We start from the raw sequence: 13742 nt of genomic DNA, 5'->3' as shown, positions 1-13742 counted from the left end.
CGACGTCACGCGGCCACGGCCCGGGCCGGTGGCGCGACCACCGACACCGCCGCGGGGACGGCGGTCAGCGTGAACCCGGCGCGGGACCGCGTGACCACCTCGCCGTCGTGCTCGAACCACAGCGGCCGGCGGTCGACGCGCTCCACCCGGATCCGGCGCCCGCGCGCGTAGACCACGCCCGGGACGTCGACGTGCGCGCCCGTGCGGGTCAGCGTCAGCATCCGCCGCGCATCGTGCTCGGCGCCCAGCACGCACACGTCCAGCAGCCCGTCGTCCAGCACCGAGTGGGGGAGGAGCTCGTACGCGCCACCCCGGTACCGGCCGCCGCCCACGTTCGCCAGCAGGGTCGGTCCACTGTGGACCACGACGCCGTCCACGAGCACCCGCCCCGGGTAGGGCCGGTAGCGGTCCACCAGCCGGGCGAGCGCGGCGGTGTACGGCACGCCGGACGTCTTCGCCTCGTGGATGGCCCGTGGCGCGAACCCGGTACCCGCGCCCGACAACACCAGCCGGTCCAGCTCGGCGACCCGGGCGAGGTCCACCCGAACCGCCGGCGCCCCGGCGAGCGCCAGGTCCAGGGCCGTCCGCCACGGCGTCGAGCCCCACAGCGTGCGGTAGAAGGAGTTCGCCGTGCCCGCCGGCACGACGAACATCGGCGACGACCCGAGCGCGGCGGCGACCCGGCCCGCGGTGCCGTCCCCGCCGACCACGACCACGAGGTCCACAGTGGAGCCAACGGGGGACCGCCGGCAGCGCCGCACGACCTCCGCGGCGAGGGCGTCGGAGTACCCGCCCGCCCGCGGGTTCGCCACGACGCGGATCACGCCCGGGCCGCCGCACTGACCGAGCCCAGGAACCGGGCGACCTCCCGATAGGACTCCCACGCCGGCACCTCCAGGTACGGGATCCCGTGCGCCGCACAGTAAGCACGCACGAGCGGGCGTGCCCGGGACAGGTTCGCCCGCGGCATCGACGGGAACAGGTGGTGCTCGATCTGGTAGTTCAGCCCGCCGTACCCGAAGTCCACGCACCGCCCCGGCCGGATGTTCCGCGACGTCAGCACCTGCCGGTGCAGCCAGTCCAGCTCGACATCGCCGCGGTACACCGGCATCCCCTTGTGGTTGGGCGCGAACACCGCCCCGAGGTAGAACCCGAACACGGTCTGCGAGACGAGCAGGAACGCCACCGCGCGCAGCGGCGAGAGCACCAGGAACGCCGCTCCCACGAGCAGCACGCCGTGCAGCACCACCAATGACAGCTCCAGGCCCGGCCGGCGCAGCAGGCCCGCGCGCGCGGCGCGGAACCCGGCCGCGTGCACCCGCCACGCCTCCTGCCCGAGCAACACGAAGAACATCACCGACTGGAACCGGATCACGAACCGCCGAGGCGCCGTGCGCCCCTTCACCGCCAGCTCGTCGGCGTCGAAGATCACCTGCCGGCGCACCGTGTCCGGGTCGCGGTCGAGGTTGTTCGGCTCGCTGTGGTGCCGGCCGTGGTGCGCGACCCACCAGCCGAACGACGCGCCGATCAGCAGGTTCATGTGCACCAGACCCAGCACCTCGCGCGCCCGGCGGCCGCGCGTGACCTGCCGGTGCCCGACGTCGTGGCCGAGGAAGCCCGACTGCACGAACGAGAGCCCGAGCGCGAACGCGACCACCAGCTGCCACCACGAGTCGCCGACGAGCACGAAGCCGGTCCAGCACGCCGCCGACAGCACCAGGTTCAGCGCGATCCGGCCGAGGTAGTACCACCGGCGCGGCGCCAGCAGCCCGGCCGCGTCGACCCGGGCGGACAGCTCGGCGAACGTGCCGGTGGGTGACTGGGTGAGCATGACGGTCCTCAGTTCGCGGTCAGCACCAGCACGGCGTTCTGCCCGCCGAAGCCGAACGAGTTGCTGGTCGCGGCGGCCACGGCGAGGCGGCGCGGGGCGCCCCGCACCACGTCGATGTCGAGCTCGGGATCGGGGTCGGCCAGGTTCGCGGTCGGCGGCACCTCGCCGTGGGAGATGGCGAGCACCGCGCACGCGGCCTCGATCGCGCCGGCCGCGCCGAGCGAGTGACCGGTCACGCCCTTCACCGACGTCACCGCCGGCAGCTCGGGGAACACCCGGGCGAGCACCCGTGCCTCGACCGCGTCGCCGGACGGGGTCGACGTGCCGTGCGCGTTCACGTGGTCCACATCGGACGGTGCGAGGTCCGCGTCGGACAGTGCGGACCGGATGGCCGCCTCGGCGCCGGCGCCCGACGGGTCCGGCGCGGTCGCGTGGTGCGCGTCGGCGGACGCGCCGTAGCCGCTGACCCGCGCCCGGATCCGTGCTCCGCGCGCCACCGCGTGCTCGTGGCGTTCCAGCACCAGCACGCCCGCGCCCTCGGCGGCGACGAACCCGTCCCGGTCCCGCTCGAACGGCCGGGACGCGGCCGTCGGATCGTCCACCCGCCGCGACAGCGCGCCCATCCTGGTGAAGCCCGCCATGATCGGCCGGGACAGCGCGGCCTCCGCGCCGCCGGACAGCACGATGTCGCAGCGGCCGGAGCGCAGCAGGTCCCGCGCCGTGCCGATGGCGGTGGTCGCCGACGCGCACGCGGTGGTCGTGACGAGGTTCGGCCCCAGCGCGTCGCAGTCGATCGCCAGGTAGCCCGCGACCATGTTGACCCCCATCATCGGGATCAGCATCGACGACACCCGGCCCGCGCCGTCCGCGAGCAGCGTCTCGTGCTGCGACGTGAACGTGCCCACGCCGCCCAGCGCGTTGCCCATCACGACCCCGACCCGCGCGCCGTCCCACTCCCGGGGATCCAGGCCCGAGTCCGCGAGCGCCTCGCGGCAGGCGACCAGCGCGAGGTGCACGTAGCGGTCCAGTCGCCACGCGGTGCGGCGGCCGAGCAGGGCGTCCGCGTCGAACCCCGGGACGCGGCAGCTGATGTCCACCGGCATGCCCTTCAGGGAGTCGTCGATGGACGCGGTCGGCCGGCCCGCGAGCAGCGTCCGCCAGCTCTCCTCGACGCCGACGCCGGCCGGGGTGACCAGGCCGAGCCCGGTCACCGCCGCGTGGAACGGTTCAGTCATCGCCGCGGGCGCCCTTCGCGTCGAGCAGGGCGAGCGCGTCGCTGACCCGGCCCTGCGGCGACACCTCGTCCTCGCCGATGGGCACGCCGAACTCCTTCTCCGCGACCAGGGCGAACTCGACGATCGCGAGCGAGTCGAGGTCGAGCTCGGCGAACGTGGCGTCCGGGTGCACCTCCTCGGCCTCGACCCCGAAGTAGTCGACCAGGATCCCGGCAAGACGTTCGAGAAGAGTCGTCGACATGGCTTCCTCCACTACAGCACCGAGATGTCCGGCCAGCGCAACACGGTCGAGCCCCACGTCAGCCCGCCGCCGAACGCGCCGAGCAGCACCCGCTGGCCCGCCCGCAGCTCCCCGCTCGCGCACGCGGACGTGAGCGCGAGCGGCACGGACGCCGCGGCGGTGTTGCCGACGTGGTCGATGTTGCGCACGAACTTGGCGGCCGGCTGGCCGAGCATGTCCGCGACACCGGTGAGGATCCGGGCGTTCGCCTGGTGGATCACGAACCGGTCGATGTCGCGCAGCCGCAGGCCCGCCTTGTCCAGGACGGACTGTGCCGAGCCCGCCATCTGGTAGATCGCCTTGCGGAACACGGCCTTGCCGGCCATCGTGAAGAACTCCGCGCCCGGCTCGGCCGGCCGCCGCGTGGACCGCTGCCGGGACCCGCCGGCCGGCACCATGATCAGGTCCGCGTCCTGCCCGTCGCTGCCGAGGTCGAACGGGCCGAGCGCGCCCAGCTCGTGCGCGGCCCCGGCGCGCAGCACCACCGCGCCCGCGCCGTCGCCGAAGATCGCGGCCGTCCCGCGGCTGTCGGGGTCGACGATCGTGGAGAACGTGTCCGCGCCGATCACCAGCACGTGCTCGGCCACCTCGGCCGCGATCAGCCCGGCCGCGGACGCGAGTGCGTACAGGAAGCCCGTGCACACGGCGTTGACGTCGAACGCGGCGACCCGGTTCAGCCCGATCCGGTACGCGACGTCCGGCGCGGTCGCCGGGCACGGCCGGTCCGGCGTGGTGGTGGCGAGCACCAGCGCGTCGACGTCGTCGAGGTCCGCGGACTTCAGGGCCAGCATCCCGGCCTCGACCGCGAGGTCCGAAGTGGACATGCCGGCCTCGACCACGTGCCGCTGCCGGATGCCGGTGCGCGCGCGGATCCACTCGTCGGAGGTGTCCAGCCGCTCGGCGATCACGGTGTTGGGCACGACCCGCGGCGGCAGGAACGTACCGAGTCCACACAGGACGGCGGACGTGCCGTCCTCCGGCGTGCTTCCGGGAAAGGGCAGGACCTCGGCTAAGCCGTTCATGGCGTTTCCCCCAAACCGATGTAGGCGAGCCGGCTGGCCTTCATCTCGGCGGTCCACTCGTCGGCGGTCGCGACGCGCTCCTCGGGCGTGGTGTCCACGAGCCGCCGGCCGGGCCAGATCTCGTAGTCGCCGACCACGCCGGCGTGCTGTTCGAGGCCCTGCTGGAAGAGGACCTCGCGGCGCATAACCAGCTCGCGTACCGGCAGGACCGTCCACATGTGCATGCCGCGTGCGACCAGCTCCCACGCCCGCCGCCGCTCCTCCGGGTGCTCGGCGAGGTACTGCTTCGCGATCGCCGCGCCCACGGTGAGGTGGCGGATCTCGTCGATGCCCGCGCCGCGGTCGATGTCCGCGGCGGCGGGGTCGAGCGGGCGCCACTTGCGCTCGGACAGCTCCGCCGCCGGAGCCAGCGCGCCCTCGATGACGATCGTCATCAGGAGCACTCCGCCGAGGAAGTCCGCGTCGTCGCGCATTATCTTCAGGCCGAACTCCTCCAGCGGGTCGAGCACCGCGCGTACGTCCGCGCCCGCGTACTCCTCGATCACCTGCCACAGCCGGCCGGTCGGCACGCCGAGCGCGAGCAGGTGGTCGCGGAACACCATGGCGTGCCGCGCCTCGTCGAGCACCTGGGTCGCGAAGAACTCCATGGTTTCGGTGTCCGGCGCGATCGGGACCAAATAGGACAGTGCCCGGGTGGCCTTCTCCTCGGCCACCGAGCGGAACGCGTACTCGGCGATCAGCGCGTCGCGCAGCGGCCCCGGCTCGCGCATGAACTCCGGCACCACCAGCGCCGGGTCGTGCCCGTCGGGCCGGCCGGCCAGCATGCCCTGCGGCACGGCTTCGAGCCAGTACCGCAGGTTCGCCTCCCGCGGCGTCAGCTCCACCGACATCGCCCCGTCCACCAGGCTCGGCGCCCGGTCGAAGTCGGCCTCTCGAGGCACCGCGCTCATAGCCGGCCCGCCTCCATCCGCGAGTCCAACGCTCCGGTACCGCGAGTCCAACACTCCGGTACCGCGAGTCGTGCGTTCCGGACCCGACCGGCTCGGCGCACGCAGCCGCGAACGGCACCGCGAATGTAGAACTCGGCGTACCGGAGCGTTGGACTCGCGGGTCGGGAGTGTTGGACTCGCGGGGTGGGTGCGGGTGTCATGACAGGACCAGCTCCCGGTTCGGGCGGGCGGAGGTCGGCGCGGGCTCGAAGGGCACCGAGAACGGCTTGAGCGCGTTGCCGAACAGCGCCCGGTCGCCGAGCAGGTGGATCGGCACGGCGAGCAGTGCCCACTCCCACCCGGACACCAGCACCCACGCCCCGACGACCACCGCCTGCGTCACGAAGCTGTGCATCACGTTGTAGAGCACGTAGTACGCCTTCGGGATCCGCCCGCCCCGCGCGCGGTGGTGCGCGATCGCGCCGGGCAGGTAGCCGACCAGGTCGATGTAGGCGAACAGCACCACGGCCGGCAGCCAGCGGACCTCGCCGACGTGCGGCACGAACAGCGCGACGCACACACCGAGCGCGATCCCGTACTCCAACCGCACCAGCGCGTGCGTCGTGCGGGTGTCGAAGCGGTTGACGTGGTCCATCAGGCGGCCCTCCCGAGATCGGACAGGGCCTCGCCGCCCTCGACGACCTCGATCCGGCCGAACAGCCCGGCGAGCACGTCGCACACCACCCGCTTGATCACCCGCTCGGCGATCGGGTCCATGATCCCGGCGAGGCTCTCGATGCCGAAGTCGTAGGCGCACTCGAACCGCACCAGGAGGCCGCTTCGGCCCTCGCCGGGCAGCAGCCGCCACGAGCCGGCGAACTCCGCGAAGTCGCCGGACGTCTGCGCGAAGTCGATCCGCAGGTTCCACGGGTCGACGGTCTCCGTCTCGGTCCACCGCATCGGCCCGCGCCGGAAGTTCACCACCCAGTGCGTGCGGTCGCCGCGCACCTCGACGTGCCGGACGTCGGCGGCCAGCTCCGGATACCGCTCGAACTCGGCGATCCGCGCCAGCGCCGCCCGCGCGTCGCGCGCCGCGATCCGCACGGTCAGTACGACTTTCCGCATCTCCGGCCTCCTAGTTCGACTCAGCTCGACACGGCCCGCGCGGCCCGCTCGAACGCGTCGAGCAGGTACTGCCGCTCGCGCTCGTCGAGCACGGCCGGCGGGGTCAGCCGCAGCACCCGGTCGGAGTTCAGCGAGTGGTTGGCCACCACCCCCGCCTCCATCAGCTCCAGCAGCAGCTCGCCGGCGAGCCCCTCGACGGCGCACTCGATCCCGATCAGCAGACCCACGCCGCGCACCTCGGCCACCGCGTCGCCCAGCACGTCCGCGCACAGCCGGGTCAGCTCGACCAGCAGCCGGGCGCCGATCCGCCCGGCCCGGCCAACCAGGTCCTCCTCGGCGATCGCGGCCAGCGCCCCCCGCGCGGCCGCCATGCCCAGCGGCGCGCCCGAGAACGTCGACGTGTGGATGAACGGGTCCCGGTCGAACGGCGCGAACGCCGCCTCGGTCGCCACCATCGCCGACACCGGCACCACGCCGCCGCCGAGCGCCTTGCCCGCCACCAGCACGTCCGGCACGACACCGTCGCGGTCGCCACCCCACCAGTGCCCGAGCCGGCCGAGCCCGGTCTGGATCTCGTCGAGCACCAGGAACGCGCCGTGTTCCGCGCACAGCGCCGCGACCGCGGGCAGGTAGCCGGCCGGCGGGACGATCACGCCCGCCTCGCCCTGCACCGGCTCGACCAGCACGCACGCCGACCCCGGATGCCGCTCGAGCACCCCGGCCAGCGCCGCCACGTCGCCGAACGGTACGTGCGTGGTGTCCGGCAGCAGCGGCCGGAACGGCTCGGTGAACACCGGCCTCGCGGTCGCGGACAGCGCGCCGAGCGTCTTGCCGTGGTAACCGTCCACCATGGACACCAGGTGCCGCTTTCCGTTGGCCCGGGCCAGCTTGATCGCCGCCTCGACCGCCTCCGCGCCACCGCACGCGAAGTGCACGCGGGAAAGGCCGGGCGGGGTGACCGAGGTGAGCGCCTCGGCGGCCAGCGCGGCCTGCGGTTCGAGCAGCAGGCGGGTGGCCACGGGGTTGCGGTCCAGCTGCTCGCGCACGGCGGCCACCACCCGCGGGTGCCGGGCGCCGGTGATGAACACCCCGTAGCCGCCGCAGTTCAGCAGCTCGCGGCCGGTGCTCGTGCGTACCCAGGCGCCCCGCGCGCAGACCTCGACGTCGCCGCCGAACATCTCACCGAGCGCCGCCCGCCCGGTGGAGAGGTGCCGCCGGTACCGCGCGGCAGTCAGGTCCACAGTGGACGCGGTGGTCACGGTGGACCCGGTGGACATGGTGGGTGACATCAGGCCACGACCATGCGGTAGCCGAGGTAGAAGTCGACGAGCGCGCCGGCCACGCTGGTCCGCGACGGCGGGTGGAAGGCGATCGCGTGCGACGCGGCGGCCAGGTAGGCGATGTCGCCGCTCCCGACGAACGCCATGCCGCCCAGCAGCTCGACGGCCTGGTCGACCGACGCGGCGATCGCGTCCTGGACCGCGTACCGGGTGACCAGCGCGGCGGCGAGCGTGTCGTTGTCGGTCTCGCCGTCCATCATCCGGCGGGCCACGCCCTCGGTGAGCGCCGCGGCCGACTCGATCCGCACGGCCAGCCTCGCGCGCTCGGACACGCTGCCCCGCGCACCGGCGAGCACGCGCTCCACGAGCGCGCTCGCGATCCCGGTGTAGGCCGCGCACACGGTGAGCTGGAACCAGATCAGGCCGACCGTGGTCAGCGACTCCATCGCGTCGGCGAGCTCGGGGTCCGGCGCGATGATCTGCTCGGGCGCCACCAGCACGTCGGTCAGCCGCACCTCGTCGCTCTCCGCGCCACCCAGGGCGGGCGTGGACCAGAACGGGTGCACGGAGATCCCGGGCGTGTCCGCGGGCAGCATCAGCAGGCCCATGCCGACCGTGCCGTCGCCCTGCTCGACGCCGACGCTCGCGGTCAGCAGGTCCATCGACCGGGACAGGCTGCACGGCTTCTTCGCGCCGTTGACCAGATACCCGCCCTCGACCGGCTCGGCCATCATCGTCGGCGACAGGATCCCCTGCGTGGTACGGCCCTCGGCGAACCCGGACGCGACCAGCAGCCGTTCGTCGACCACCCGGCGCAGCAGCAGCTCCTCGAGGTCGCAGCCACCGCCGACCAGGTCCGCGACCGCGAACAGGGTGCCGAGCGAGAAGTGGTGCATCATCGTGGCCACGGTCATCGACGGCGCGGTGGCCGCCAGCGCGCGGACCACCCGGGCGGCGTCGAGCGGGGACGCGTCCAACCCGCCGGCCTGCGCCGGCACCAGTAGGTTCGTGCCGCCTTGCGCGCGGAAGATCTCGATCGCGGGACTGTCCTCGGCCTCCAGCTCGGGCAGTGGGAGCTCCGCCAGCTGCTGGCGAAGGCCGGGGAGCAGCTTGTCGCAGGCGATCCGGTCCGCCTCCAGGAAATGCATGAAATCAGTCCCTCCTTCCACAGTGGTCGATTCCGAAGACGGCGTCCCGCGGACGGATGCCGCTCGCCCGGGAGACGCCCTGCAGGTGCGAGGTGCGCAGCATCGGGTAGTTGGCCTCGCCGAACGCGCCACCGGTCAGCCCGGTTCCGCCGTGCGTCGGCAGGTACGGCAGGAAGCCGATGTGTGAGTCGTTGATCTTGAGCACGCCACCGTTGACGGTCTCGGCCACGAACCGGTCGATCACCCGCTCGTCGCCGGCCCACAGGGAGTTCCGCAGGCCGTAGGGGTTGCTGTTCACGTGCGCGAGGGCCCGGTCGAGCAGGTCCACGCCCGGTTCCGGGACGATCACTGGCAGCAGTGGGAAGAACGTCTCGCCGCGCACCGCGTCGATCCGCCGGCAGCCGGCCAGACCGTCCACACGCAACACGGTCGGCTCGACGAACAGGCCCGTGTCGCACGGCGTGCCGTCCACGTCGAGCCGGCGCGCGCCGTGCACCAGCGTGGCGCCGCGGTCCAGCGCGTCGCGCACGAAGGCGAAGAAGCGCTCGCCGCGCAGCACGGGGGAGAGCAGCACACCCTCCTCGTCGGGGTAGCCGGGCCGGATCCGAGCGGCGGCCGTCGCGAGCCGGACGAGCAGCTCGTCGGCGATGTCCGGGTGGGCCACGACCTGGTTGGGCACCATGCAGATCTGGCCGGAGCCGTAGAAGGACTCGGTGAGCGCCTCCACCGCGGCGTCGAGGTCGGCGTCGCGCCAGACGACCACGCAGTCGTTGCCGGCCAGCTCCAGGATCGGCTTCTTGCCGCGCGCCACGCACTCGCGCTCCAGCTCCAGGCCGCGCTCGACGTCGCCGGTGTAGAAGATGTCGGCCACCCGCGGGTCGTCGAGCCACGCCCGCAGCGTCGGACCGGGCCGGGCGCAGAAGAAGTTCAGCGTGCCCGCGGGTGCGCCCAGCTCCCGTAGCGCCGGCGCCACCACCTCGCGCAGCGCGAACATGACGCCGAGCGGTGCGCTGCGCGGTGCCCGTACGACGACCGTGTTGCCCGACAGCAGCGGGGTGACGCCGAACAGCGCGCTCGCGGCCGGCGCGTTCTGCGGCGGGTTCACGCACACGACGCCGTCCGCGACGCGGCGCACGGTGAGCGTGCGGGTGCCGTGGCGTAGGTCCTGGCGGAACTCCTGGTGCAGCTGGGACGCGCAGTACTCGAGGGTCTGCGCGCTGAACAGCTCGAGCAGCCCGGCCACCTGCCAGCGAGCCAGTGCCGCGGGGCTGCCCTCGGCGACGAGCAGGTCGACGAGCTCGGTCCGCCTCGTGCGCACCCGAGCGCGAACCAGCTCGCCAAGCCGCATCCTCGTGGCGAGTGGGGTGGCCGCCCACGCGGGCGCGGCCGCAGCGGCCGAATCCAGTGCCGCGGCAACGGTTTCCGCGTCCGCCACCGCGCAGCGGCCCACCACGTCGGCGGTCGGTGTGTCGTCGAGACCCTGCTCCAGCCGCCGCTTGAGCGTGAGGCCGGCGAACACGTCGGTCAGGATCGACCGGGTGCTCACCGTGTAGAGGTAGCGGCCGGAGTCGACGTCGCGGCCGCCCACGTGCGACAGGTACGTGGGCACCGGATCGCCGTGCGTACGCGGTATGCCACTGGCCAGACTCGACGTCACGAGTTCGAGTCTGACAATCAGTCCTGATGCGTCACTGACAGCGGACTCGGGTCCCGCTCCGGCGCTGACGCGCGGCTGACCCGCGGGTCGCGGACGGTTTGGCGGGCACTGCCCGCGGGCCGATACTCGGGGCGAAAACCTAACAGCCGGCGAGGATCGGTGGATCGAGGATGGCTACGGCACCGCTGGAAATGGCTTCCCTGCACGCCGTCGTCGCGGCGTACGCGGACAACCCGAGCGCGTTCCTCGCGCTGAACGCCGGCAATGCCCACTTCACCGCGCCGGGGCTCGACGGGGTCGTCGTGTACCGCCGGTCCGGCCGGTACCTGGTGCAGTTCGGCGCACCGTTCGGTCCGGACCGCGCGGCCCTGCTGCACGCGTTCACCGGCTTCGCCCGGGTACGCCGTCGCCGGGTGGTGGCCGTCCAGGTGCAACAGTCCGATGTGGACCTTTACGCCGCGCGGGGCTACACGGTGAACCAGATCGGCGCGTCCTACGCGGTCTCGCTGGCGGACTTCACGCTGCGCGGGTCGCGGTTCGTCCGGCTGCGCAACAAGATCTCCCGCGCCACGCGCGGCGGGCTCGTGGTGGCCGAGGTGGCGCAGCCGGAGTGGGCCGCCGAGTTGGCCGCGCTGGACGGGGAGTGGTTGCGCAGCAAGGGCCGGCACGCGAAGCAGCTGGAGTTCCTGGTCGGCGAGCACGGTGGCCCGGCGCAGGCGCATCGCCGCCTGTTCGTGGGCACGATCGCCGGCGAGCTCGCCGGCTACATCTCCTACTCGCCGGCGTACGGCAGCCGGCCGGGCTGGCTGCACGACCTGTCGCGGCGCCGCCCGTCCGGCCCACCCGGCGTGATGGAGGCGATCAACGCGACGGCGATCGAGGCGTTCCGCGCGGAGGGCGCGGCGTGGCTGCACTTCGGCTTCACCCCGTTCACCGGGCTCTCGCCCGACCACGAGCACCCCCGCGCGAGCCGCTGGTTCCGCCGGCTCGTCGGCCTGCTGTCCCGCCACGGCGCGGCCGTGTACCCGGCGGCGACACAGCTCGCGTACAAGGCGAAGTGGGCGCCACACGCCGTGCTCCCCGAGTACGTCGCCTTCTCGAACGGCGCGAGCCCCCTGGCGTTCCTCCACGTCTTCCGCGCCAGCAACGCCCTCTGACCCCGCGAGTCCCCCGTTCCGGACCCGCGAGTCCGACCGTCCGGACTCGCGCGGAGGTCGTGGGGCGGTCGCGGGGTCAGGCGGGTGTCACCGAGGTGTCAGCGGGCTCGCTCAGCATCGGTGCGGCGACTACGGAAGGAGGCGGTCGGTATGACGGACAGGCACCTCTCCCCGGTGCGGACGCGTACGGTCATCTTCAAGCTGTTCGGCTCCGTCGGCCTGGTGTCCGACGGCCGGCTGCTGGCCATCCAGGGCGGCCGCCAGCGCACCCTGCTGGCGACGTTGCTCATCAACTCCGGCAAGGTCGTCACGAAGGAGCAGTTCTTCGAGGAGCTGTGGGAGGGCCGCGCGCCGACGAAGGCGAACAACGCGCTCCAGGCGTTGATCACCCGGTTGCGCAGGCTGCTCCGGGCCACGTTCGGTGCGGAGTTCGCGCGGGAGCGGCTGATCACGCTGCCCACCGGATACGTCCTGCACGCCGACACCGACGAGATCGACGCGAAGCTCTTCGAGCGCCTGGTCTTCCTCGCGCACAACGACCTGGCCACCGACCCGGTCAGGGCGCGCGACCTGCTCACCGAGGCGCTGGACCTCTGGGACGGCCCGGTGCTGGAGGGCGTGGCCGGCGGGCCGATGTGCCACAGCTCGGTCCTGCACTACGAGGAGAGCCGGCTCGCCGCCATCGAGGACCGGTTCCACGCCTGCATCGTCGCGGGCATCCAGGGCGGCGTGATCAGCGAGCTCAAGAAGATGGCCATGCTCTACCCGTGGCGTGAGCGGCTCGCCGAGATGCTGATGATCGCGCTCTACCGCTCCGGCCGGCAGGCCGACGCGCTCCGCGAGTACAACATCGTTCGAAGACGGCTCGTGGACGAACTGGGCATGGAACCGTCCGCGATGCTCCAGGAACGGTTGCACGCGATCCTGAACCACGACCCCTCCCTGGACCTCGTGCCCGAGGTCGGCAGGCCCAGCGAAGCGGCGGGGTGATGTGATTGCACTGCCAACTACAAAACGTTGAGTCACGAGTGCCGGATTCATGCCGGGGTCGTCAGCACGTAGAGTGACCGCCGTGGCGCGGTGTACTGTCGCGGGCGAAGTAAAAACCAACCGGGCGGTTTCTATTGACAAACCGGGCGGTTGGTTTCGTACTCTTGAGGTGCGACCGAGTCGTTGTCGATCAAACCGGTCGGAAGTCGGTCGCGTCGAGGGCCTCAGGAGACCGAAGTGGACATTGACGTTTTAGGGCCACTAGTCGCCCGCGAGCGTGGCACGTCGGTGGTCCCCACCGCCGCGAAGCCTCGCAAGGTACTGGCAATGCTCGCCGTTCACGCCGACCAGGTGGTGCCCATGGCGTCGCTGTTCGAGGAACTGTGGGGCGAGAACATCCCGCGCAGCGCCAACACGACGGTGCAGACCTACATCCTGCACCTGCGTAACCTCATCGGCGCGGCGATCGAGCAGTCGCCGGCCGACATCCCGTCGGACGCCAAGCAGGTGCTCGTCACCTACCCCGGCGGCTACCTGCTGGACACCATGGGTGGTCGCGTCGATGGCCACGAGTTCGACCGGCTCGCCGCGCTGGGCCACCGCGCTCGGGAGATGGGCGACTTCGAGGCCGCGTCGCGCAACTTCTCCGAGGCACTGGGGATCTGGCGGGGTCGTGCCCTGGTCGACGTGCAGACCGGCCCGCTGCTCGAGGTCGAGGCCCACCGCCTCGAGGAGGCCCGGCTGAACGTGCTCGACCGCCGGATCGACGCGGACCTGCGCCTGGGCCGTCACCACGAGCTGCTCGGCGAGCTCGCCGGGCTGGTCGGCCGCTACCGCACCCACGAGGGCCTGCACGCGCACCTCATGCTGGCCCTGTACCGCTCCGGCCGCCGCGGCGAGGCGATCGACGTCTACCGCCGGATGCGCACTGGGCTGGTGAACGAGCTCGGGCTCGAGCCGTCGCCCAGCCTGCGTCGACTGCAGCACGCGATCCTGATGTCCGATCGCAGGCTCGCGGAGGTCGGCACCGAGGCCGCCGCATTGGACAAGGCGGGTTGACCTCGTGATTTCGGATACATGGACCAGAG

The 13742-nt window shown here is 72.6% G+C and carries 14 protein-coding genes; 3 read left to right on the top strand and 11 right to left on the bottom strand.

The annotated features are described in order from the left end of the window. Positions 1–5: 5 nt before the first annotated feature. The 11 genes from ACRDTB_RS11055 to ACRDTB_RS11005 all read right to left on the bottom strand — a co-directional run bounded on the left by ACRDTB_RS11055 (position 6) and on the right by ACRDTB_RS11005 (position 10507). Positions 6–824, bottom strand: coding sequence for a diacylglycerol/lipid kinase family protein (locus ACRDTB_RS11055; protein WP_431429981.1), 819 nt, complete (start codon positions 822–824; stop codon positions 6–8). Next, entirely contained in the window at positions 821–1831 is a 1011-nt protein-coding gene (locus tag ACRDTB_RS11050) for a fatty acid desaturase family protein (protein WP_431429980.1), read from the bottom strand. The genes ACRDTB_RS11055 and ACRDTB_RS11050 overlap by 4 nt, the downstream gene beginning before the upstream one ends. Positions 1832–1839: 8 nt before the next feature. Further along, positions 1840–3066: a beta-ketoacyl-[acyl-carrier-protein] synthase family protein gene (locus ACRDTB_RS11045; RefSeq protein WP_431429979.1), complete on the bottom strand. Its 1227-nt coding sequence runs from the start codon at positions 3064–3066 to the stop codon at positions 1840–1842. Further along, positions 3059–3307: an acyl carrier protein gene (locus ACRDTB_RS11040; protein ID WP_431429978.1), complete on the bottom strand. Its 249-nt coding sequence runs from the start codon at positions 3305–3307 to the stop codon at positions 3059–3061. The genes ACRDTB_RS11045 and ACRDTB_RS11040 overlap by 8 nt, the downstream gene beginning before the upstream one ends. An 11-nt stretch (positions 3308–3318) precedes the next feature. Continuing rightward, on the bottom strand, positions 3319–4368 hold the full coding sequence (locus ACRDTB_RS11035; RefSeq protein WP_431429977.1) for a beta-ketoacyl-ACP synthase III: 1050 nt from the start codon (positions 4366–4368) through the stop codon (positions 3319–3321). Then, entirely contained in the window at positions 4365–5318 is a 954-nt protein-coding gene (locus ACRDTB_RS11030; RefSeq protein WP_431429976.1) for a VlmB-like protein, read from the bottom strand. The genes ACRDTB_RS11035 and ACRDTB_RS11030 overlap by 4 nt, the downstream gene beginning before the upstream one ends. Before the next feature lie 196 nt (positions 5319–5514). Continuing rightward, on the bottom strand, positions 5515–5952 hold the full coding sequence (locus ACRDTB_RS11025) for a hypothetical protein (RefSeq protein WP_431429975.1): 438 nt from the start codon (positions 5950–5952) through the stop codon (positions 5515–5517). After that, entirely contained in the window at positions 5952–6422 is a 471-nt protein-coding gene (locus tag ACRDTB_RS11020; protein ID WP_431429974.1) for a type II toxin-antitoxin system RatA family toxin, read from the bottom strand. The genes ACRDTB_RS11025 and ACRDTB_RS11020 overlap by 1 nt, the downstream gene beginning before the upstream one ends. 20 nt (positions 6423–6442) lie before the next feature. Beyond that, the gene (locus ACRDTB_RS11015; protein ID WP_431429973.1) at positions 6443–7699 is read right to left on the bottom strand and encodes an aspartate aminotransferase family protein; all 1257 of its coding nucleotides are present in this window, start codon (positions 7697–7699) and stop codon (positions 6443–6445) included. Positions 7700–7710: 11 nt separating this feature from the next. Then, the gene (locus ACRDTB_RS11010) at positions 7711–8850 is read right to left on the bottom strand and encodes an acyl-CoA dehydrogenase family protein (RefSeq protein WP_431429972.1); all 1140 of its coding nucleotides are present in this window, start codon (positions 8848–8850) and stop codon (positions 7711–7713) included. A 4-nt stretch (positions 8851–8854) separates the two neighbouring features. Then, positions 8855–10507 carry an aldehyde dehydrogenase family protein gene (locus ACRDTB_RS11005; protein ID WP_431429971.1) on the bottom strand — a complete coding sequence of 551 codons (1653 nt, stop codon included), beginning with the start codon at positions 10505–10507 and terminating at the stop codon, positions 8855–8857. A 170-nt stretch (positions 10508–10677) separates the two neighbouring features. On the opposite strand from ACRDTB_RS11005, the gene ACRDTB_RS11000 reads away from it, so the two are divergent. The 3 genes from ACRDTB_RS11000 (at position 10678) to ACRDTB_RS10990 (ending at position 13713) form a co-directional block, all read left to right on the top strand. Continuing rightward, a complete protein-coding gene (locus ACRDTB_RS11000) occupies positions 10678–11664 on the top strand; it encodes a phosphatidylglycerol lysyltransferase domain-containing protein (protein WP_431429970.1) in 987 nt (328 codons plus the stop codon). Positions 11665–11814: 150 nt separating this feature from the next. Beyond that, complete coding sequence (locus ACRDTB_RS10995) at positions 11815–12654, top strand: AfsR/SARP family transcriptional regulator (protein ID WP_431429968.1); 840 nt, start codon at positions 11815–11817, stop codon at positions 12652–12654. Between the two features lie 237 nt (positions 12655–12891). Continuing rightward, positions 12892–13713 carry an AfsR/SARP family transcriptional regulator gene (locus ACRDTB_RS10990; RefSeq protein ID WP_431429967.1) on the top strand — a complete coding sequence of 274 codons (822 nt, stop codon included), beginning with the start codon at positions 12892–12894 and terminating at the stop codon, positions 13711–13713. The last annotated feature ends 29 nt before the right edge of the window (positions 13714–13742 follow it).

It is taken from the genome of Actinophytocola sp. (genome assembly GCF_050699935.1).
Classification (GTDB): Bacteria; Actinomycetota; Actinomycetes; order Mycobacteriales; family Pseudonocardiaceae; genus Actinophytocola.
The sequence above is the reverse complement of the archived record's forward strand: the minus strand, read 5'-3'. Positions and strand labels throughout refer to the sequence as shown.

Excerpts from the sequence above, each read along its gene's own strand:
- ACRDTB_RS11050 (WP_431429980.1), bottom strand. The coding sequence starts at position 1,831 with ATGCTCACCCAGTCACCCACCGGCACGTTCGCCGAGCTGTCCGCCCGG.
- ACRDTB_RS11045 (WP_431429979.1), bottom strand. The coding sequence starts at position 3,066 with ATGACTGAACCGTTCCACGCGGCGGTGACCGGGCTCGGCCTGGTCACC.
- ACRDTB_RS11040 (WP_431429978.1), bottom strand. The coding sequence starts at position 3,307 with ATGTCGACGACTCTTCTCGAACGTCTTGCCGGGATCCTGGTCGACTAC.
- ACRDTB_RS11035 (WP_431429977.1), bottom strand. The coding sequence starts at position 4,368 with ATGAACGGCTTAGCCGAGGTCCTGCCCTTTCCCGGAAGCACGCCGGAG.
- ACRDTB_RS11030 (WP_431429976.1), bottom strand. The coding sequence starts at position 5,318 with ATGAGCGCGGTGCCTCGAGAGGCCGACTTCGACCGGGCGCCGAGCCTG.
- ACRDTB_RS11025 (WP_431429975.1), bottom strand. The coding sequence starts at position 5,952 with ATGGACCACGTCAACCGCTTCGACACCCGCACGACGCACGCGCTGGTG.
- ACRDTB_RS11020 (WP_431429974.1), bottom strand. The coding sequence starts at position 6,422 with ATGCGGAAAGTCGTACTGACCGTGCGGATCGCGGCGCGCGACGCGCGG.
- ACRDTB_RS11015 (WP_431429973.1), bottom strand. The coding sequence starts at position 7,699 with ATGTCCACCGGGTCCACCGTGACCACCGCGTCCACTGTGGACCTGACT.
- ACRDTB_RS11010 (WP_431429972.1), bottom strand. The coding sequence starts at position 8,850 with ATGCATTTCCTGGAGGCGGACCGGATCGCCTGCGACAAGCTGCTCCCC.
- ACRDTB_RS11000 (WP_431429970.1), top strand. The coding sequence starts at position 10,678 with ATGGCTACGGCACCGCTGGAAATGGCTTCCCTGCACGCCGTCGTCGCG.
- ACRDTB_RS10995 (WP_431429968.1), top strand. The coding sequence starts at position 11,815 with ATGACGGACAGGCACCTCTCCCCGGTGCGGACGCGTACGGTCATCTTC.